Below are 20,220 nucleotides of genomic sequence, written 5' to 3'. Positions count from 1 at the left end.
AACGGAATCCGGACCGGACGCGCGGGCGCGCCCCTCAAACCTTGCGCAGCCGCATGCGCGCGGCCTCGGCGTGGCCCTGCAGGCCCTCGCCCTCGGCCAGCGTGACGGCGATCGGCCCGAGCACCTGGGCCCCGGCCTCGCTGACCTCGATCAGGCTCGAGCGCTTCTGGAAGTCGTACACGCCCAGCGGGCTCGAGAAACGCGCGGTGCCGCTGGTGGGCAGCACGTGGTTCGGGCCGGCGCAGTAGTCGCCGAGGCTCTCGCTGGTGAAGGCGCCGAGGAAGATCGCGCCGGCGTGGCGCAAGAGCGGCTCCCAGCGCTGCGGCTCGCTGCTGCTGACCTCGAGGTGTTCGGGCGCGATGCGGTTGCTGATCTCGCAGGCCTCTTCCATGCTCTTCGTGTGGATCAGCGCGCCGCGGCCGTTCAGTGAGGCGGCGATGATCGCCGCGCGCGGCATGGTCGGCAGCAGGCGGTCGATCTCGGCCTGCACGCGGTCGATGTAGGCGGCGTCGGGGCACAGCAGGATGCTCTGCGCGAGCTCGTCGTGCTCGGCCTGGCTGAACAGGTCCATCGCCACCCAGTCGGGCGGCGTGCTGCCGTCGGCCAGCACCAGGATCTCGCTCGGGCCCGCGATCATGTCGATGCCCACGGTGCCGAACACGCGGCGCTTGGCGGCGGCCACGTAGGCATTGCCGGGACCGGTGATCTTGTCGACCGCGGGAATGGTCGCGGTGCCGTAGGCCAGCGCGGCCACGGCCTGCGCGCCGCCGATGGTGAAGGCGCGCGTGACGCCGGCCACGTAGGCGGCCGCCAGCACCAGCACGTTGCGCTCGCCCTTGCCGGACGATTCGCCGCCGGCGCCGCCGGTGGCGACGCTGCCCTTCACGGGAGTCGGCACGACCATGATGATCTCGCCCACGCCGGCCACGTGGGCCGGAATCGCGTTCATCAGCAGGCTCGACGGATAGGCCGCCTTGCCGCCGGGCACGTAGATGCCGACGCGATCGAGCGGCGTGACCTTCTGGCCCAGCAGCGTGCCGTCGGCGTCGCGGTAGCTCCAGCTCTCGCCCGAGGCCTTCTTCTGCGCCTCGTGGTAGCTGCGCACGCGGTCGGCCGCGGCCTGCAGTGCCTCGCGTTGCACGGCGGGCAGCGAGTCGAAGGCCTGCTTGAAGTCGGCCTGCGTCAGTTCGAGTTCGCTCACGGCGGTGGCACCCAGGCCATCGAAGCGGCGCGTGTACTCGAGCACGGCCGCGTCGCCGCGCGCCTGCACGTCGGCCAGGATGTCGGCCACCGTCTTCTCGATCGCGGCATCGGCATCCGCGGACCAATGCAGCCGCGCCTTGAATTCAGCATCGAAGCTAGCTGAAGTCGTGGACAGTCGGGCGGGGGCTGCTTGCAGGGTCATTTGGCGAAGTGCGGTTCGAGGGATCAGGCGGAGGGAATGGCCGACGCGAAGGCGTCGATGATGCGGCGGATGGGTTCGCGCTTGAGCTTGAGCGCGGCCTGGTTGACGACCAGGCGCGCGCTGATGTCCATGATGCGCTCGACCTCGACCAGCTGGTTGGCCTTGAGCGTGTTGCCGGTCGAGACCAGGTCGACGATGGCGTCGGCCAGGCCGGTCAGCGGCGCGAGCTCCATGCTGCCGTAGAGCTTGATCAGGTCGACGTGCACGCCCTTGCTGGCGAAGAAGTCGCGCGCCAGGCCCACGTACTTGGTCGCGACCTTGAGGCGCGAACCCTGGCGCACGGCCGAGGCGTAGTCGTAGTCGGCGCGCACGGCCACGCTGAGGCGGCAGGCGGCGATGCGCAGGTCGAGCGGCTGGTACAGGCCCTGGTTGCCGTGCTCGAGCAGCACGTCGAGGCCGGTCACGCCGAGGTCGGCGCCGCCGTACTGCACGTAGGTCGGCACGTCGGAGGCACGCACCAGCACCACGCGCACGTCGGGGCGGGTGGTGCCGAGGATCAGCTTGCGCGACTTCTCGGGATCTTCCGTGACCTCGATGCCGGCCGCGGCCAGCAACGGCATGGTCTCTTCGAAGATGCGGCCTTTGGAAAGCGCCAGGGTGATCATGCGATGGCTCCGGTCACGCGTTCGATGTCGGCACCCAGGCCGCGCAGCTTGGCTTCCATGCGGTCGTAGCCGCGGTCCAGGTGGTAGATGCGGTCGACCAGGGTCTCGCCCTCGGCCACCAGGCCGGCGATGACCAGGCTGGCCGAGGCGCGCAGGTCGGTCGCCATCACGGTGGCGCCCGACAGTTGCTGCACGCCCTCGACCATCGCCACCTTGCCCTCGACGTGGATGCGCGCGCCCAGGCGCACCATCTCGTTCACGTGCATGAAGCGGTTCTCGAAGATGGTCTCGGTGACCATCGAGGCGCCGTGCGCGATCACGTTGAGTGCCATGAACTGCGCCTGCATGTCGGTCGGGAAGCCCGGGTATTCGGTGGTGCTGAAGCTCTGGGCCTCGAGCTGTTCGGCCCCCTTCGAGGCGATGCGGATGCCGTCCTGCTCGCAGCCCACTTCGCAGCCGGCGTCGCGCAGCTTGTCGATCACCGCGTCGAGGTGGTCGCCGCGCGCATGGCGCAGCAGGGCCTCGCCGCCCGCGACCGCCACGGCGCACAGGAAGGTGCCGGCCTCGATGCGATCGGCCACCACGGCGTGCTCGCAACCGTGCAGCTTCTCCACGCCCTGGATGCGGATGTGGCTGGTGCCGTGGCCCTCGATCTTCGCTCCCATGCGGATCAGCATCTCGGCCAGATCGACGATCTCGGGCTCCTGCGCGGCGTTCTCGAGCAGCGTCTCGCCCTCGGCCAGCGCGGCGGCCATCAGGAAGTTCTCGGTGCCGGTGACCGTGACCATGTCGGTCAGGATGCGCGCGCCCTTCAGGCGCGTGCGGCCCGCGGGCAGGCGCGCGACCATGTAGCCGTGCTCGACCACGATCTCGGCGCCCATGGCCTGCAGGCCCTTGATGTGCTGGTCGACCGGCCGCGAGCCGATGGCGCAGCCGCCCGGCAGCGACACCTTGGCGTGGCCGAAGCGCGCCAGCAGCGGGCCCAGCGCCAGCACCGAGGCGCGCATGGTCTTCACCAGCTCGTACGGGGCCTCGGGGCGGGTCAGGTCGCCGGCGTTCAGGCGCACGGTGCCGTTGTCGTCGCGTTCGGCCGACACGCCCATGTTGCGCACCAGCTTGAGCATGGTCGACACGTCCTGCAGCCGCGGCACGTTGTGCAGCACCACGGGCTGGTCGGTCAGCAGGGCCGCGCAGAGCTCGGGCAGCGCGGCGTTCTTGGCGCCGGAAATGAGTACTTCGCCGCGGAGCTGGCGCCCGCCGCGAATCAGGAGTTTGTCCATCGAAGGTCCAGCGAGTGGCTCGCAAAGGGCCCGCAGGCCCGGAGAGTTATTTTTCAGCCGCCGCCCATTCGGACGGCGTGTAGGTCTTCATCGAGAGCGCATGCACCTCGTCGGTGTGCATTTTCGCACCGAGGGTGGCGTAGACCCGCTGATGGCGCTGGATCGAGCGCTTGCCCTCGAATTCGGCCGAGACGATGGTGGCGTACCAATGTCGGCCGTCCCCCTCGAGCGCGATGTGCTCGCACGGCAGGTGGGACTGGATGATGGCCTTGAGTTGGTCTGCGGTCATGGAGTGTGGGGTGGGCCGTTCAGCCTCGGATTTTGTAGCCGATCTTCAGCAGGTGGACCGCGATCGCGCTCACTATGAGCCAGGCGCTGCCGACGATCCCGAAGCTCAGCCACGGCGAGGCGTCGCTGACGCCGAAGAAGCCGTAGCGGAAGCCGTCGATCATGTAGAAGAAGGGGTTCAGGTGGCTCACCGACTGCCAGAACGGCGGCAGCGAACCGATCGAATAGAACACGCCCGACAGGAAGGTCATGGGCATGATCAGGAAATTCTGGAACACGGCCATCTGGTCGAACTTCTCGGCCCAGAGCCCGGCGATCAGGCCCAGCGTGCCGAGCATGGCCGAGCCGAGCAGCGCGAACACCAGGATCCAGACCGGCGCCGCGAAATCCGGCATGGCGAAGAAGATCGTGACCAGGAACACGCCGAGCCCCACCGCCAGCCCGCGGATCACCGAGGAGCCCACGTAGGCCAGGAACCAGCCCCAGTGCGACAGCGGCGTGAGCAGCACGAACACGAGGTTGCCCATGATCTTGCTCTGGATGATCGAGGACGAGCTGTTGGCGAACGCGTTCTGCAGCACGCTCATCATCACCAGGCCCGGGATCAGGAAGGCGGTGTAGCCGACGGTGCCGTAGACCTTCACGTGGTCCTCGAGCACATGGCCGAACACCATCAGATAGAGCAGCGCGGTGAGCACCGGCGCGCCGACGGTCTGGAAGCCGACCTTCCAGAAGCGCAGCGTCTCCTTGTAGAGCAGCGCGCGCCAACCCGTGACAGCCATCATCGCGCGACCTCCAGCGGCGTCTGCTCGCCCGCCATCAGGTCGATGAACACGTCTTCCAGGTCGGCCTTGCGCATTTCCACGTCTTCCACCGCCACGCCGGCCTGCCGGATGGCGGCCAGCAGTTGTTCGACCTCGTGCGCGTTCTGCGCCGGCAGCTGCACGATGCGGCCCGTGATGCGCGCATGCTGGGCGATTTCCCAGGGCAGCATCGCATCGGTCTTGAAGCGCAGCACGTTGCTCGCGGCCGACTTCAGCAGCTCGCTGGTGCGGTCCAGCGCGATCACGCGCCCGAGCTTGAGCATCGCGATGCGGCTGCACAGCGCCTCGGCTTCCTCGAGGTAATGGGTGGTCAGCAACACCGTGCTGCCCTGCTTGTTGAGCCGCGCGACGAACTGCCACAGCGTCTGGCGCAGCTCGACGTCGACGCCCGCGGTGGGCTCGTCGAGCACGATCACCGGCGGCTTGTGCACCAGCGCCTGCGCCACCAGCACGCGGCGCTTCATGCCGCCCGAGAGCTGGCGCATGTTGGCGGTGGCCTTGTCGGCCAGGCCCAGGCTCTGCAGCAGCTCGTCGATCCAGGCCTCGTTGTTGGTGATGCCGAAGTAGCCCGACTGGATGCGCAGCGACTCGCGCACGTTGAAGAAGGGGTCGAACACCAGCTCCTGCGGCACGATGCCGAGCTGGCGGCGGGCCTGGGCGTAGTCGCGCTGCACGTCGAAGCCATGCACGCGGATCGACCCGGCGGTGGGCCGCGACAGGCCCGCGAGCATGCTGATCAGCGTGGTCTTGCCGGCCCCGTTGGGACCGAGCAGACCGAAGAACTCGCCGGGCTCGATGTCGAAGCTGACCTCGTCGACCGCCCGCAGCCCGGTCTTGCCCTGGGCCCGCTGCTGTCGTGAGGGAGGATAGGTCTTGGAGACCGATTGGAATGAGATCGCGGGCATGGGAGGCCGGGATTTTAAGGGCGCGGGTCCTCCAGCGCAGTTCGTGCGGGAATGCAAGCCCGGCGGACCCTTAAGGACCGCGAGGCCGGTTGGGGTCAGAATCGCGCCCGACGCCGGGCGGGGCACCGCCACCGCCGGCCGTCGCAAGGAGCCCTCGTGATGCGATCGTTGCACCGTCCTCCCCGGCCCTGGCTGGCCGCCGGAGTCCTGGTTCTTGCAAGCCTGCTGTCCGCCTGCGGCGGTGGAGGCGGCGGTGGTGGGGGCGGCGGCCTGCCCATCGTCGGGGGCAACCCGCCGACCAACACCACGGCCGAACTGCCCTCGCGCGAAGCCCTGATCGCGCGCGCCCGGTCGCTGGAACTCGCCACCCCCTACGTGCCGCCGCCCGGCAACGTGCTCGAGCACAACACCTCGGGCTATGCCAAGGCGATGTGCTCGGCGGTCTTCATCACCGGGCTCGACCCGGACGTCGCCGCCGAGACCGTCGGCTACTTCGTCGGGCCCTATTCGGAGCGCAAGAAGGTCGGCAAGCCGGTGGTCGACCGCGCGAAGCGCGAAGTGCGCATCGCCATCCCGGGCGGGCCCACGCTGACCGCGCGCCAGTTCGGCTCGCAAGGCTGCGTGACGCTGCCGCCAGGGCGCGACGACGTCTTCTTCACCCCGCTGGAGGTCAAGAGCGCGCTGCCCGACCCGTCCACCCAGCCCTGGCCGATGGGCGACGTGCTGCCGAGCACCCCGTTCCCGGCCAACGTGAACATGACCAAGGTGAACCAGGCCGTGAGCGCCGCCTTCGGCGTGCCCGAGGCCTACACCTCGGCCTTCGTGGTCACGCACAAGGGGCGGATCCTCGCCGAGCGCTACATGCCGGGCATCGGCCCGACGACGCCGCTGGAGTCGTGGTCCATGGGCAAGAGCGTGGTGGCCACCATGATGGGCGTGCTGATCCGGCAGGGCGTCTACACCCTCGACCAGCCGGCACCGATCCCCGAGTGGCAGGGCGAGGGCGACGGCCGCCAGAAGATCCGCATCTCGGACCTGCTGCACATGTCGAGCGGGCTGCGCATCAAGGCACCCGACGATCCGGACTTCGACCCGAACGGCACCTACCCCGACCACATCTACTTCTACACGGGGCGCATCAACGCCTTCAACTACGCCGCCACGCGGCCGCAGCAGTGGCAACCCAACCTCGTGGGCCGCTACCGCAACACCGATCCCGTGCTGGCCAGCTACCTGGTGCGCCTCGCGGTCGAGAAGCGCGGCGAGGAGTACCTCTCGTTCCCGCAGCGCGAGCTGTTCGACCGGATCGGCATCCGCTCGATGGTGCTGGAGACCGATCCCTACGGCAACTTCCTGGCACAGGGCTACGACTTCATGTCGGGCCGCGACTGGGCGCGGCTGGCCAACCTGTACCTGCAGGACGGCGTCTGGAACGGCGAGCGCATCCTGCCCGAGGGTTTCGTGAATTTCGTGCGCACCGTGGCGCCAGGCTGGGCGGCCGACAAGCGACCGATCTACGGCGGCTTCTTCTGGCTCAACGGGACGATGAACAACACCACAGCGTTCCCGGTGCCGACCTCGGCCTACTACATGCTGGGCGCGGACGGACAGGTGGTGCTGATCGTGCCCTCGCACGACCTGGTGGTGGTGCGCATCGGGCACTCGAAGGGCGCGCCGGCCTATGGCCGGCCGCTGAACGATGCGTTGAAGCTGCTGATGGAGGCGATTCCCGCCTCCTGAGGATGAGGAGCGCCCTCAGGGCGCGGCCGGCAGCAGTCCGGCGATGCCGTAGAGCGCCGCCAGCTCGCGCAGCCGCGGCGACAGGCCCTTCACCGCGAAGCCGCGCCCGAGCGCGCTGGCCTCGCGGCGGCATTCGAGCAGCACCGCCAGCGCCGACGAGTCGAACTGCACCAGCGCGCTGGCGTCGACCACGGTGGCGGAGGCGTCGCCCTGACCGGCGAGGCCCTTCTGCAGCATGCGCATGCAGGCGGGCGCCTCGTCGTGCGTGAGCTTCGTCGGCAGGACCAGCATGGCCTCGGCTCCTTCTCGATGGGCCCGGCCGGGCTCAGCCCTTGCCGCCGCCCTTGTTGCGGGCCGCCAGCGCGGTGATCAGGCCGTCGATGCCGCGGGCGTTGATCTCCTGCGAGAACTGGGTGCGGTAGGTATCGACCAGCCACACGCCGAGCACATTGAGGTTGTAGACCTTCCAGCCGCCGCCCTGGCCGGGCGTCTTCTCGAGGCGGTAGTCGAGCTGGACCGGGTCGCCGCGGCCGCGGACCTCGGTGCGCACCAGCACTTCCTTGTCGTCGGGCGAACCGCGGTACGGGCGCACCGTGACGGTCTGGTCGCTCACCTGGTCGAGCGCGCCGGCATAGGTGCGCACCAGCAGGGTCTTGAACTCTTCCTGCAGGCGCTTCTGCTGCTCGGGCGTGGCCTGGCGCCAGGCCGGGCCGACGGCCGAGGCGGTCATGCGCTGGAAGTTGACGTTCGGCATGATCTTGCTGTCGACCAGCAGCATGATCTTGTTGACGTCGCCGGCCTTGATCGAGGTGTCGGCCTTGATGGTCTCGAGCACGTCGGTCGACAGCCGCTTGACCAGCGCGTCGGGCGCTTCGTCCGCGGCCTGCGCGGGGCGCACGAAGGCGACGCCGGCGCCGATCAGCAGCGCGCCGGCCAGCACCAGGCGGCCGAGGCTGCGTCGTTGAATCAAGGTCTGGGTTTTTGTCATGATCGTGAGTCCCTCTGGTTGAATCTGCCGCGCGGCCCTTCGAAAAAGAGAGCAGCCGCGCCAAGTCTGGAACGGTTTCGACAGGCTACCGGCCTACCGGGTTCCTGAACGTCGGATGAAGCCTGCAACCGGATGCAAGCGAAGGCCGTGGCCTCCTGACCTCGAAAAGCCGCGCTCCGGGCAGCGGCAAAGGCCTACTTGCCGTCGCTGCCCTTGGCGCCGTCCTTGGGGTCGATGTCCTCGCGCTCGTCGGGCGGGTTGCCGTCGTAGATGTCGCTGCGGCGGTGCTGCAGATAGGCGTCGCGCGTGAAGGTGTACTTGTCGAGCGCCGCATCGTCGAGCAGGCGGCCGGCGCGCAGGTACTTGGCACGGGTGTCGACCAGGTTCAGCACGTTGAGCGAATTGCGCCACGCCACGTCATTCATGTGCGAGATCGGATCGCCCCAGCGGTCCACCGGCAGCGCCGCGGCATCGCGCACGGTCGAAGGGCCGAGCAGCGGCAGCACGAGGTACGGACCCGAACCCACGCCCCAGTAGCCGAGCGTCTGGCCGAAATCCTCGTCGTGGCGGTCGATGCCCGCCTCGGTGGCGATGTCGAGCAGGCCGCCGAGACCGAAGATCGTGTTGACGTTCAAACGCATGAAGGTCTGGGCGCTGTTCTGCACCTTGCCCTGCGCGACGTTGTTGGCGAGGTTCCAGACGTCGCCCACGTTGTTGAAGAAGTTGGTGACACCGGTGCGCACCAGCGAAGGCAGCACGCGGGTATAGGTGGTGGCCACCGGCACGAGCACGTTCTCGTCGACGGTGTCATTGAAGCGGGTCACGCCTCGGTTGAAGGGCTCGAACGGGTCGAGCGGATTGGCCTGCGGGCCGGTGGCGCATGCGGCGAGCACCGACAGAAGAGCAGAAATGCCCATCCAGCGGGCATAGGTCGCTATGTTCTTCATAGCATTCGACATGGGGTGACGGTTTTTCATTTCTTGTTGGTGTTGGCCGGCGTGGAACTCCCCTCGGCGGCCTTGCTGTAGAGGAACTGGCTGATCAGGTTCTCGAGCACCACCGCCGATTGGGTGGCAGTGATCGTGTCGCCGGCCTGCAGGTTCTTCTCCTCGACACCCGCCTCGATCCCGATGTACTGCTCGCCGAGCAGGCCACTGGTGAGGATCTTCAGCGAACTGTCCTTGGGAAAACTGTAACGGTTTTGCAAAGCCAGCGTCACGTCGGCCTGAAATGTCTTGTCGTTGAACGAGATCGATTGCACGCGGCCGATCACCACGCCGGCGCTCTTGACGGCGGTCTGCGGCTTGAGGCCGCCGATGTTGTCGAAGCGCGCGGTGACGGTATAGGTCTTCTGGAAGTTCAGGCTCAGCAGATTGGCCGACTGCAGCGCGAGGAACAGCAGCCCGGCCGCTCCGAGCAGCACGAACAGGCCGACCCAGATGTCGTTGTTGGAACGTTGCATGGTTGCACTCTCTATCTAGACGATCGGGGCGAGCCCCTTCAGATACTGAACATCATGGCGGTGAGCAGGAAATCGAGCCCCAGCACCGACAGCGAGGCCGCTACCACGGTGCGGGTGGTGGCGCGCGACACGCCCTCGGGCGTGGGCTGCGCCTCGTAGCCCTGCAGCAACGCAATGAAAGTCACGGTGAAGCCGAACACGATGCTCTTGATGACGCCGTTGCCGACATCGCGCCAGACATCGACGCCCGCCTGCATCTGGCCCCAGAACGCGCCGGGATCGACGCCGAGCATCAGCACGCCCACCACGTAGCCGCCGAGGATGCCGACCGCGCTGAACACGGCCGCCAGCAGCGGCATGGTGATCACGCCGGCCCAGAAGCGCGGCGCGAGGATGCGCTGCACCGGGTCGACCGCCATCATCTCCATGGCGCTGAGCTGCTCGCCGGCCTTCATGAGGCCGATCTCGGCCGTGAGCGAGGTGCCGGCGCGGCCCGCGAACAGCAGCGCCGCCACCACCGGCCCGAGCTCTCGCACCAGGCTCAGCGTGACCAGCAGGCCGAGCGCCTCGGAGGAGCCGTAGCGCTGCAGCGCGTAGTACATCTGCAGCCCGAGCACGAAGCCCACGAAAAGACCCGACACCGCGATGATCGCGAGCGAGTAGTTGCCGAGGAAATGGATATGGTCGCGCACCAGCGCGAAGCGGCGCAGGCTGCGCGAGCCCTGGAAGGCCAGCCGCATGAACAGCTTGGCGCCATAGCCGAGATCGGCCAGCTTGCTGCGCACGGCGAAGCCGACGTCGCGCGGGTTCCACCAGCTCATGGATGGCCTCCATGCGCGGGACCGAAATCGTCCTCGATGCTGACGCCCGGATAGTGGAAGCGCACCGGCCCGTCGGGCAGCGCATGCACGAACTGATGCACCAGCGGATCGCTGCTGTTGCGCACCTCGTCGGGCGTGCCCTGCGCGGCGATGCCGCCGTTGGCGAGCACGATCACCTGGTCGGCGATGCGGAAGGTCTCCTCCACGTCGTGCGACACGATGATGCTGGTGAGTCCCAGCGTGTCGTTGAGCTGGCGGATCAGCCGCGCCGCGGTACCGAGCGAGATCGGGTCGAGGCCGGCGAAGGGTTCGTCGTACATCACGAAGTCGGGGTCGAGCGCGATCGCGCGCGCCAGCGCCACGCGCCGCGCCATGCCGCCCGAGACTTCGCTGGGCAGCAGATCGCGCGCGCCGCGCAAGCCGACGGCGTCGAGCTTCATCAGCACGATGTCGCGCACCAGCGCCTCGGGCAGTTCGGTGTGTTCGCGCAGCGGAAAAGCCACGTTGTCGAGCACGCTCATGTCGGTGAACAGCGCACCGAACTGGAACAGCATGCCCATGCGGCGCCGCGCGGCATAGAGCGCGGTGGGGTCCATGCGGCCGACGTCCTGGCCGTCGAACAGCACCTCGCCGCGCTGGGCGCGCTGCTGGCCGCCGATCAGGCGCAGCACGGTGGTCTTGCCGCCGCCCGAGGCGCCCATAAGTGCCGTGACCTTGCCGCGCGGCAGCGAGAACGAGACGCCATCGAGGATCGCGCGCGCGCCATAACCGAAGCGAACGTCGCGAAACTCTACGAAGGGCTGTGGCTGTGCGGCTGGGTCCATCTCAATAAAAAAGCCGGGCGCCCTGAGGAGGCATCCCGGCATGCGGTTTCCGCGGATGATAAAGGAGCCGCGAGAAGCCCCGCCGAATTGAAACAAATTTCAGCCGTGGCAGCCTGCTCCGTTTGGAGGAGAAGCCCGCCGCCCTGGAGACGGCGGGCGCGGTGCCCGGAATCAGCGCGGCAGGTCGCTGAAGCCCATCAGGAACTCGTCGACCGAGCGCGCGGCTTGGCGGCCCTCGCGGATCGCCCAGACCACCAGCGACTGGCCACGGCGCATGTCGCCGGCGGCAAAGACCTTCGGCACGTTGGTGGCATAGCCACCGATGAAGTCGACGCTGGCCTTCGCATTCCCGCGCGCATCCTTCTCGACGCCGAAGGCATCGAGCACGGTCGCCACGGGGCTCACGAAGCCCATCGCGAGCAGCACGAGGTCGGCCTTGAGCACCTGCTCGCTGCCGGCCACTTCCTGCATCTTGCCGTCCTTCCATTCGACGCGAACGGTCTTCAGGCCGGTGATCTTGCCCTTCTCGCCGATGAACTCCTTCGTGGAGATCGCGAACTCGCGCTCGCAGCCCTCGTCGTGGCTGGAGCTGGTGCGCAGCTTGATCGGCCAGTAGGGCCAGGTCAGCGGACGGTTCTCTTCCTCGGGCGGCTGCGGCATCAGCTCGAACTGCGTGACGCTCACGGCGCCATGGCGGTTGCTGGTGCCCACGCAGTCGGAGCCGGTGTCGCCACCGCCGATCACGATCACGTGCTTGCCATCGGCGCGCAGCTGGCCCTTGACCTTGTCGCCCGCGTTGACGCGGTTCTGCTGCGGCAGGAACTCCATCGCGAAATGGATGCCGTCGAGGTCGCGGCCGGGCACGGGCAGGTCGCGCGACTGCTCGGCGCCGCCGGTCAGCAGCACGGCGTCGAAGTCCTTCTGCAGCTGCTCGGGCGTGACGCTTTCCTTGGCCAGGTTGGTGACCTTCGAGCCCTTGCCCAGCGGATCCTTGGCGGCACCGACGACCACGCCGGTGCGGAACACCACGCCCTCGGCCTTCATCTGCTCGACGCGGCGATCGATGTGCGACTTCTCCATCTTGAAGTCGGGGATGCCGTAGCGCAACAGGCCGCCGATGCGGTCGTTCTTCTCGAACAGCGTCACATCGTGGCCGGCGCGCGCGAGCTGCTGGGCGGCGGCCATGCCGGCCGGGCCCGCGCCCACCACGGCGACCTTCTTGCCGGTCTTGTGCTTGGCCACGCGCGGCGCGACCCAGCCCTCGTCCCAGGCGCGGTCGATGATGGCGTGCTCGAGCGACTTGATGCCGACCGCGTCGTCGTTCACGTTGAGCACGCAGGCCGCCTCGCAGGGCGCGGGGCAGATGCGGCCGGTGAACTCCGGGAAGTTGTTGGTCGAGTCGAGCACCGCGAAGGCGTTGCGCCAATCGTTGCGGTACACCAGGTCGTTGAAGTCCGGAATGATGTTGTTGACCGGGCAGCCGCTGTTGCAGAACGGCGTGCCGCAGTCCATGCAGCGCGCGCCCTGCACCTTCGCCTGGTCGGTGTCCAGGCCGACGACGAATTCCTTGTAGTGCTTGAGCCGCTCCTCGACCGGGCGATAGCCCTCCTCGATGCGCTCATGCTCCAGAAAACCGGTGATCTTTCCCATCGTGCTGTTCCTTCGTTGTGTCTTCGTTCACCCGCGCCTTCAGGCGGCGGCCGGCACCGTCTTGGGCGCGGCGGCGATCGCATGCGGCTCGAGGCCGACATGCGCGTTGTTGCCGGTGCTGGTGAGCTCGACCTTGCGGTCGTGCAGCTCGGCCAGGGCGCGCTTGTACTCGTTGGGGAAGACCTTGACGAACTTGGTGCGCGACACGGCCCAGGTGTCGAGCAGCTCGCGCGCGCGCTTGCTGCCGGTCCAGCGGTGGTGGTCCTCGAGCAGCTTCTTCAGCTGGGCCTCGTCGGTCTCGCCGCCGTGCCAGATCTTGCGATGCACGCTGGCGGTCTGCTCGGCCGAGGTCAGCACCTTGTCGAGCGAGACCATCGCCATGTTGCAGCGCGAGGCGAACTGGCCGTCCTCGTCGTAGACGAAGGCCACGCCGCCGCTCATGCCGGCCGCGAAGTTGCGCCCGGTCTTGCCGAGCACGGCCACCGTGCCGCCGGTCATGTACTCGCAGCCGTGGTCGCCCGTGCCTTCGATGACCGCCGTGGCGCCCGACAGGCGCACCGCGAAGCGCTCGCCGGCCACGCCGCACAGGTAGGCCTCGCCGGTGGTCGCGCCGTACAGCGCGGTGTTGCCGACGATGGTGTTGCGCGCGGCCTCGCCGCGGAAGTCGAGGCTGGGGCGCACCACCACGCGGCCGCCCGACAGGCCCTTGCCGGTGTAGTCGTTGGCGTCGCCGATCAGGTACAGCGTGATGCCGCGCGCCAGGAAGGCACCGAACGACTGGCCGCCCGTGCCCTCGAGCTGGATGCGGATCGAGTCGTCGGGCAGGCCCTGCGGATGCACCTTGGTCAGCGCGCCCGAGAGCATCGCGCCCACCGAGCGGTTGACGTTGCGCGCCACCTCGATGAACTGCACCTTCTCGCCCTTGTCGATCGCGGGACGCGACTTCTCGATCAGCCGGACGTCGAGCGCCTTGTCGAGGCCGTGGTCCTGGTTCTCGACATGGAAGCGCGAGACGTCGGCCGGCACGTTCGGCAGCGCGAACAGGCGGCTGAAGTCGAGGCCCGAGGCCTTCCAGTGCTCGATGCCCTTGCGCATGTCGAGCAGGTCGGCGCGGCCGATCATGTCGTCGAACTTGCGGATGCCGAGCTGGGCCATGATCTGGCGCACTTCCTCCGCGACGAAGAAGAAGTAGTTGACGACGTGCTCGGGCTTGCCCGAGAACTTCTTGCGCAGCACCGGGTCCTGCGTGGCCACGCCCACCGGGCAGGTGTTGAGGTGGCACTTGCGCATCATGATGCAGCCCTCGACCACCAGCGGCGCGGTGGCGAAGCCGAACTCGTCGGCGCCCAGCAGCGCGCCGATGGCGACGTCGCGGCCGGTCTTCATCTGGCCGTCGGCCTGCACGCGGATGCGGCTGCGCAGGCGGTTGAGCACCAGCGTCTGCTGGGTCTCGGCCAGGCCGATTTCCCACGGGCTGCCCGCATGCTTGATCGACGACCAGGGCGAGGCGCCCGTGCCGCCGTCATGGCCGGCGATCACGACGTGGTCGCTCTTGCACTTGGCCACGCCCGCGGCGATGGTGCCGACGCCGATCTCGCTGACCAGCTTCACGCTGATGCTGGCGTGCGGCGCGGTGTTCTTCAGGTCGTGGATCAGCTGGGCCAGGTCCTCGATCGAGTAGATGTCGTGATGCGGCGGCGGCGAGATCAGGCCCACGCCCGGCACCGCGTAGCGCTGCTTGCCGATGTACTCGGTGACCTTGCCGCCCGGCAGCTGGCCGCCCTCGCCCGGCTTCGCGCCCTGGGCCATCTTGATCTGGATCTGGTCGGCCGAATGCAGGTACTCGGCCGTGACGCCGAAGCGGCCCGAGGCCACCTGCTTGATGCGCGAGCGCAGCGAGTCGCCGTCCTTCAGCGGCAGGTCGACCTCGACGTTCTCGGCACCGATCACGCTGCGCAGCGTGTCGCCCTGCTTGATCGGGATGCCCTTGAGTTCGTTGCGGTAGCGCGCGGGGTCCTCGCCGCCCTCGCCGGTGTTGCTCTTGCCGCCGATGCGGTTCATGGCCACGGCCAGCACCGAGTGCGCCTCGGTGCTGATCGAGCCCAGCGACATCGCGCCGGTGGCGAAGCGCTTGACGATCTCGGCCGCCGACTCGACCTCGTCGACCGGAATCGCCTTCGCCGGATCGATCCTGAACTCGAACAGGCCGCGCAGCGTGAGGTGGCGGCGGTTCTGGTCGTTGATGAGCTGGGCGTATTCCTTGTACGTGTTCCAGTTGTTGGCGCGCGTGCTGTGCTGCAGCTTGGCGATCGCGTCGGGCGTCCACATGTGCTCCTCGCCGCGCGTGCGCCAGGCGTATTCGCCGCCGGCGTCGAGCATGTTCGAGAGCACCGGGTCGTCGCCGAAGGCGGCCTTGTGCATGCGGATGGCTTCCTCGGCGATCTCGAACACGCCGATGCCTTCCACGCGGCTGGCCGTGCCGGTGAAGTACTTGCTGACGGTCTCGCTGTTCAGGCCGATGGCCTCGAACAGCTGGGCGCCGCAGTAGCTCATGTAGGTGCTGACGCCCATCTTCGACATGATCTTCGACAGACCCTTGCCGATCGCCTTCACGTAGTTGTAGATCGCCTTCTCGGCGCTCAGCGCGCCCGGCAGGTCGGCGTGCATGCCGGCCAGGGTGTCCATCGCGAGGTAGGGATGGACCGCCTCGGCGCCGTAGCCCGCGAGCACGGCGAAGTGGTGCACCTCGCGCGCCGAGCCGGTCTCCACCACCAGGCCGGCCGTGGTGCGCAGGCCCTCGCGCACCAGGTACTGGTGCACGGCCGACAGCGCCAGCACGGCGGGGATCGCGACCTGCGTCGGGCCGACGCCGCGGTCGCTCACGATCAGGATGTTGTGGCCGCCCTTGATGGCATCGACGGCTTCGGCGCACAGCGAGGCCAGCTTGGCTTCGACGCCTTCGTCGCCCCAGGCGAGCGGGTAGGTGATGTCGAGCACGTAGCTCTTGAACTTGCCCTGCGTGTACTTGCCGATGTCGCGCAGCTTCGCCATGTCGGCGAAGTCGAGGATCGGCTGGCTCACCTCGAGCCGCATCGGCGGGTTGACCTGGTTGATGTCGAGCAGGTTGGGCTTCGGGCCGATGAAGGACACCAGCGACATCACGATGGCTTCGCGGATCGGGTCGATCGGCGGGTTCGTGACCTGGGCGAACAGCTGCTTGAAGTAGTTGTACAGCGGCTTGTTCTTGCTCGAGAGCACGGCCAGCGGGCTGTCGTTGCCCATCGAGCCGATGCCCTCTTCGCCGGCCTGCGCCATCGGGCTCATCAGGAACTTGATGTCTTCCTGGGTGTAGCCGAAGGCCTGCTGGCGGTCGAGCAGCGCGACCTGCGAGATCGGCGCGGCGACCGGCTCGGCCTGCACGCTATCGAGCTTGATGCGCAGGTTCTCGATCCACTGCTTGTAGGGCTTGCTGTTGGCGAGGGTGGCCTTGACCTCCTCGTCGTCGATCATGCGCCCTTGCTCGAGGTCGATCAGGAACATCTTGCCGGGCTGCAGGCGCCACTTGCGCACGATCTTCTGCTCGGGCACGGGCAGCACGCCCGACTCCGAAGCCATGATGACGAGGTCGTCGTCGGTCACGCAGTAGCGCGAGGGACGCAGGCCATTGCGGTCGAGCGTGGCGCCGATCTGGCGGCCGTCGGTGAACACGATCGAGGCCGGGCCGTCCCAGGGCTCGAGCATGGCGGCGTGGTATTCATAGAACGCGCGGCGGCGCGGGTCCATGGTGCTGTGCTGTTCCCAGGGCTCGGGAATCATCATCATCACGGCCTGGCTGATCGGGTAGCCGGCCATCGTCAGCAGCTCGAGGCAGTTGTCGAAGGTGGCGGTGTCGGACTGGCCCGCGAAGCTGATCGGGTAGAGCTTCTGCAGGTCGGGGCCGAGCACGGGCGAGGACATCACGCCCTCGCGCGCCTTCATCCAGTTGTAGTTGCCCTTGACGGTGTTGATTTCGCCGTTGTGCGCGACGTAGCGGTACGGGTGGGCCAGCGGCCACTCGGGGAAGGTGTTGGTCGAGAAGCGCTGGTGCACCAGGCCCAGGGCCGAGACGCAGCGCTTGTCCTGCAGGTCGAGGTAGTAGGTGCCGACCTGGTCGGCGAGCAGCAGGCCCTTGTAGACCACGGTGCGGCTCGACATGCTCGGAACGTAGTATTCCTTGCTGTGCTTGAGCTTCAGGCGCTGGATGTTGGCGCTCGCGGTCTTGCGGATCACGTAGAGCTTGCGTTCCAGCGCGTCCTGCACGATCACGTCGTTGCCGCGGCCGATGAAGACCTGGCGCAGCAGCGGTTCCTTTTCGCGCACGGTGGGCGACATCGGCATGTCGCGGTTGACCGGCACGTCGCGCCAGCCCAGCAGCACCTGGCCTTCGGCCTTGATCGCGCGTTCCATTTCCTGCTCGCAGGCCTGGCGCGAGGCGTGTTCCTTCGGCAGGAAGATCATGCCGACGCCGTACTCGCCCGGCGGGGGCAGCGTGACGCCCTGCTTGGCCATCTCGTCGCGGTACAGGTGGTCGGGCAGCTGGATCAGGATGCCGGCGCCGTCGCCCATCAGCTTGTCGGCGCCCACCGCGCCGCGATGGTCGAGGTTCTCGAGGATCTTCAAGCCCTGCAGCACGATGGCGTGGCTCTTCTCGCCCTTGATGTGGGCCACGAAGCCGACGCCGCAGGCATCGTGCTCGTCGGCACCGGAATACAGACCGTGTTGTTGGAGATGTTGAATCTCGGCAGCCGTCGTCATGGCGCACTCCTTCAGTTTTCGCAGGGATTGGGAGCATATTGCGATGCACAAAGAATGCCAAACACTTTAATAGGGGTCAGATTCCGATTAAATCTTGAGTTTTCTTGTCAGAATTTAATTGGGGACACATCAAATCAGATAGCAAAAGATCACGACTGGACAGCGGCTTCCGCCCTTTTCAGTTCAGCTCTTGGCGCCCGAAGGCGGCCGCCCGGCCTTGGCCGGCACCACTCGGCGCTCGGTGTTCTTCTGCAACGCTTCCAGGAAATCGGCGTCGCCGGCCGCCCAGCCACGCAGCGTGGCCTCGGTCAGCGCCGACTGGTCGGCGGCCCGGACCCCCGCGCGCACCAGTTCGACATACGCCGCCTCGCGCGCGAACGGGGTGTTGCCGAGCTCCCAGTACAGCGGATGGGGCGTGAGCAGCCGGTCGTGCCGCAACCCCGCGTAGTGCGCATGACTGGACCACGCGAAGTCGCGCGGATCGATCACCAGCCCCGCGCGCACCGGGTTGAGGTCGATGTAGGCCATGCAGGTCAGCAGGTAGCGCTCGGTCTGGATCAGGGTCGACCTGTAGCGCCCCTCCCACAGGGTGCCGCTGCGGCCATGGCGGTCGTTGAAGTAGCGCACGTAGCTGCGCCCGACCGACTGCATGAGCTGCGGCAGCCCCGTGGCGGTGTCGGGCGTGGCCAGCAGGTGGAAGTGGTTGTCCATCAGCACGTAGGCGTGCACCGCGACGCCGAAGCGCGTGGCGCTGTCGGCCAGCAGGGCGAGCAGCTTCTCGTGGTCGGCACGGTCCACGAAGATCGGCTGGCGGTTGTTGCCGCGCTGGATCGCATGGTGCGGCAGGCCGGCAAGGGTGAGGCGGGGAAGGCGGGCCATGGGCCAGGAAGGGGTTGACGCGCGGGACTTGTATCCTAAGCCGCCCGCCGAACCATCCCATCCTGGCGGGGGAGGAGCCATTCGATGTTCAAGTTCTTCAAGGAAATGCTCGATACGGTCAAGGAAGGCATGGCGGAGGGACGCGCCGAGCTGGCGCAGGAAACCGCCGAGCGCGAGGCCAAGGCGCAGCAGGACGGCGCGGCGCTCGAGGCCCGGCTCGCTGCCTCGTCGCGCTACGAGAACATGGCCGTGGCGCTGGCCGCGATCTACCGCGAGACCTTCGCCCCCGAGCTCAAGGCCGCCAGGGAAGCGAACCGCGGCGCGGTGCACCTGCTGTGCGTGCCGATCCCCGACGAGGAAGTCGGGCCGTGGAAGAAGCTGCTGGCACGCGACTTCGACGCGGACGGCGAGGCGCAGGCACGCGAAGCCATCGCCGACACCCACGACGCGACCGAGGCGATGGCCCGGAGCACGGATGGCGAACTGGCCGTGTGGATCGCCCGCTTCGCGCACCTCGCGACCGGCTCGGCGGCGGTCGGCTACCTGGAAGCGCGCGAGGCGCTGGACGCGCTCGAGCCGGCGGTGGCGCTGGCGGTCGAGCGCTTCGATGGCTGGGAGAGCTACGGCCGCAGCTTCCTCGAGGGCGAGCGCGATGCCGCGGGCAGCAACTTCATGGGCCGCAAGGTGCTGGCTTCGGTGACCGAGCGGCTGCTGGAAGACGAGCGCAGCCCATGGAAGACGCTGGACTGGCCCACGCGCGACGCGCTGCCTGCGCTGCTCGCCTCGCGCTGAGCCGGCGCGGCGTCAGGCTCAGTCGAGACTAAAGCGCGTATCGCCCAACGCATCGAGCCCGAACTGCGCCAGCAGTTCGCGCAGCCGCGCCGCCGCGCTCGCCTTGCGCTGGCCGGTGTGGCGCGCGAGGATCAGTTCGTTCTTCATGCTGTGCTCCCAGCCCACGAGCTCGGTCACGGTGACGCTGTAGCCGTTGGCCTCGAGGTACAGGCAGCGCAGCACGTTGGTGAGCTGGCTGCCGATCTCGCGCGTGTGCAGCGGATGGCGCCAGAGCTCGGCCAGCGGCGTGCGCGAGAGCGCGAGCGCCTTGGTCTCGCGTAGGCAGGCCGCCACCTCCGCCTGGCAGCACGGCACCAGCACCATGCAGCGGGCCTTCTTCGCGAGACCGAAGGCGATCGCGTCGTCGGTGGCGGTGTCGCAGGCATGCAGCGCGGTCACCACGTCGATCCGCGGCGGCAGCTCGCCCGCGGTGGCCGATTCGGCCACCGTGAGGTTGAGGAAGGACATGCGGTCGAAGCCCAGCCGCTGCGCGAGTTCGCGCGACTTCTGGACCAGCTCGGCGCGCGTCTCGATGCCGTAGACGTGACCGCCCTGCCCCGCGCGGAAGAACAGGTCGTAGACGATGAAGCCCAGGTACGACTTGCCCGCGCCATGGTCGGCCAGCGTGGCGTTGGCGCCGCCCTCGGGCAGCTCGCGCAGCAGCTGCTCGATGAACTGGAACAGGTGGTAGACCTGCTTGAGCTTGCGGCGCGAGTCCTGGTTGAGCCGGCCCTCGCGCGTGAGGATGTGCAGCTCCTTGAGCAGCTCGACCGACTGGCCCGGGCGCAAGGCCTCGGCGAGCTCGGCATCGGCCTTCGCCATCTTGGCGGTCTTGCCGCCCTTGGCGGAATGGTCGTCGCGGAT

17 protein-coding genes and 1 pseudogene are annotated in these 20,220 nt (G+C 68.0%); 2 read left to right on the top strand and 16 right to left on the bottom strand.

From position 1 onward, the window contains the following. Positions 1 to 34: 34 nt before the first annotated feature. The 6 genes from hisD to ACODT0_RS15685 are packed head-to-tail and all read right to left on the bottom strand — an operon-like array spanning position 35 to position 5,367. A complete protein-coding gene (gene hisD, locus ACODT0_RS15710; protein ID WP_261209839.1) occupies positions 35 to 1,405 on the bottom strand; it encodes a histidinol dehydrogenase in 1,371 nt (456 codons plus the stop codon). Between the two features lie 23 nt (positions 1,406 to 1,428). Continuing rightward, positions 1,429 to 2,070, bottom strand: coding sequence for an ATP phosphoribosyltransferase (gene hisG / locus ACODT0_RS15705; RefSeq protein ID WP_057596768.1), 642 nt, complete (start codon positions 2,068 to 2,070; stop codon positions 1,429 to 1,431). Beyond that, positions 2,067 to 3,350 carry a UDP-N-acetylglucosamine 1-carboxyvinyltransferase gene (murA, locus tag ACODT0_RS15700; protein ID WP_296741234.1) on the bottom strand — a complete coding sequence of 428 codons (1,284 nt, stop codon included), beginning with the start codon at positions 3,348 to 3,350 and terminating at the stop codon, positions 2,067 to 2,069. The genes hisG and murA overlap by 4 nt, the downstream gene beginning before the upstream one ends. Positions 3,351 to 3,396: 46 nt before the next feature. Beyond that, entirely contained in the window at positions 3,397 to 3,639 is a 243-nt protein-coding gene (locus tag ACODT0_RS15695) for a BolA family protein (protein WP_057596770.1), read from the bottom strand. A gap of 19 nt (positions 3,640 to 3,658) precedes the next feature. Further along, on the bottom strand, positions 3,659 to 4,423 hold the full coding sequence (locus tag ACODT0_RS15690; RefSeq protein WP_489041671.1) for an ABC transporter permease: 765 nt from the start codon (positions 4,421 to 4,423) through the stop codon (positions 3,659 to 3,661). Beyond that, complete coding sequence (locus ACODT0_RS15685) at positions 4,420 to 5,367, bottom strand: ABC transporter ATP-binding protein (RefSeq protein ID WP_057596772.1); 948 nt, start codon at positions 5,365 to 5,367, stop codon at positions 4,420 to 4,422. The genes ACODT0_RS15690 and ACODT0_RS15685 overlap by 4 nt, the downstream gene beginning before the upstream one ends. A 159-nt stretch (positions 5,368 to 5,526) precedes the next feature. Here ACODT0_RS15685 and ACODT0_RS15680 point away from each other — a divergent pair, with 159 nt between their 5' ends. Beyond that, positions 5,527 to 7,107 carry a serine hydrolase domain-containing protein gene (locus ACODT0_RS15680; RefSeq protein WP_261209828.1) on the top strand — a complete coding sequence of 527 codons (1,581 nt, stop codon included), beginning with the start codon at positions 5,527 to 5,529 and terminating at the stop codon, positions 7,105 to 7,107. Between the two features lie 15 nt (positions 7,108 to 7,122). On the opposite strand, the pseudogene ACODT0_RS15675 reads toward ACODT0_RS15680, so the two are convergent. The 9 genes and pseudogenes from ACODT0_RS15675 to ACODT0_RS15635 form a co-directional block, all read right to left on the bottom strand. Next, positions 7,123 to 7,413: pseudogene (locus ACODT0_RS15675) on the bottom strand (STAS domain-containing protein); the annotation flags it as partial. A 19-nt stretch (positions 7,414 to 7,432) separates the two neighbouring features. After that, positions 7,433 to 8,095 (bottom strand): MlaC/ttg2D family ABC transporter substrate-binding protein, encoded by a 663-nt coding sequence (locus ACODT0_RS15670; protein ID WP_261209824.1) that lies wholly within the window; start codon positions 8,093 to 8,095, stop codon positions 7,433 to 7,435. A gap of 194 nt (positions 8,096 to 8,289) precedes the next feature. Beyond that, entirely contained in the window at positions 8,290 to 9,042 is a 753-nt protein-coding gene (locus ACODT0_RS15665) for an MlaA family lipoprotein (RefSeq protein WP_261209822.1), read from the bottom strand. A gap of 26 nt (positions 9,043 to 9,068) precedes the next feature. Continuing rightward, a complete protein-coding gene (gene mlaD, locus ACODT0_RS15660) occupies positions 9,069 to 9,557 on the bottom strand; it encodes an outer membrane lipid asymmetry maintenance protein MlaD (protein WP_057596777.1) in 489 nt (162 codons plus the stop codon). 38 nt (positions 9,558 to 9,595) lie between these two features. Beyond that, on the bottom strand, positions 9,596 to 10,378 hold the full coding sequence (gene mlaE, locus ACODT0_RS15655; protein WP_489041670.1) for a lipid asymmetry maintenance ABC transporter permease subunit MlaE: 783 nt from the start codon (positions 10,376 to 10,378) through the stop codon (positions 9,596 to 9,598). Continuing rightward, positions 10,375 to 11,202 (bottom strand): ABC transporter ATP-binding protein, encoded by an 828-nt coding sequence (locus ACODT0_RS15650; protein ID WP_261209818.1) that lies wholly within the window; start codon positions 11,200 to 11,202, stop codon positions 10,375 to 10,377. Before ACODT0_RS15650 ends, mlaE begins: the two co-directional genes overlap by 4 nt. Positions 11,203 to 11,373: 171 nt before the next feature. Then, positions 11,374 to 12,852, bottom strand: a complete 1,479-nt coding sequence (locus tag ACODT0_RS15645; RefSeq protein WP_261209816.1) for a glutamate synthase subunit beta — start codon at positions 12,850 to 12,852, stop codon at positions 11,374 to 11,376. 39 nt (positions 12,853 to 12,891) lie between these two features. Beyond that, positions 12,892 to 17,646, bottom strand: a complete 4,755-nt coding sequence (locus tag ACODT0_RS15640) for a glutamate synthase-related protein (protein ID WP_413764361.1) — start codon at positions 17,644 to 17,646, stop codon at positions 12,892 to 12,894. A gap of 183 nt (positions 17,647 to 17,829) precedes the next feature. Continuing rightward, positions 17,830 to 18,525: a transposase gene (locus tag ACODT0_RS15635; RefSeq protein ID WP_489041669.1), complete on the bottom strand. Its 696-nt coding sequence runs from the start codon at positions 18,523 to 18,525 to the stop codon at positions 17,830 to 17,832. 84 nt (positions 18,526 to 18,609) lie between these two features. Between ACODT0_RS15635 and ACODT0_RS15630 the strand changes: the two genes are divergently transcribed. Further along, a complete protein-coding gene (locus ACODT0_RS15630) occupies positions 18,610 to 19,317 on the top strand; it encodes a DUF1266 domain-containing protein (protein ID WP_489041668.1) in 708 nt (235 codons plus the stop codon). An 18-nt stretch (positions 19,318 to 19,335) separates the two neighbouring features. Here the strand turns inward: ACODT0_RS15630 and ACODT0_RS15625 are convergent, their stop codons facing one another. Then, the gene (locus ACODT0_RS15625; protein ID WP_261210126.1) at positions 19,336 to 20,178 is read right to left on the bottom strand and encodes a class I SAM-dependent methyltransferase; all 843 of its coding nucleotides are present in this window, start codon (positions 20,176 to 20,178) and stop codon (positions 19,336 to 19,338) included. Positions 20,179 to 20,220 lie beyond the last annotated feature (42 nt).

The sequence above is a fragment of the Variovorax sp. FG153 genome (genome assembly GCF_057809595.1).
The sequence above is the reverse complement of the archived record's forward strand: the minus strand, read 5'-3'. Positions and strand labels throughout refer to the sequence as shown.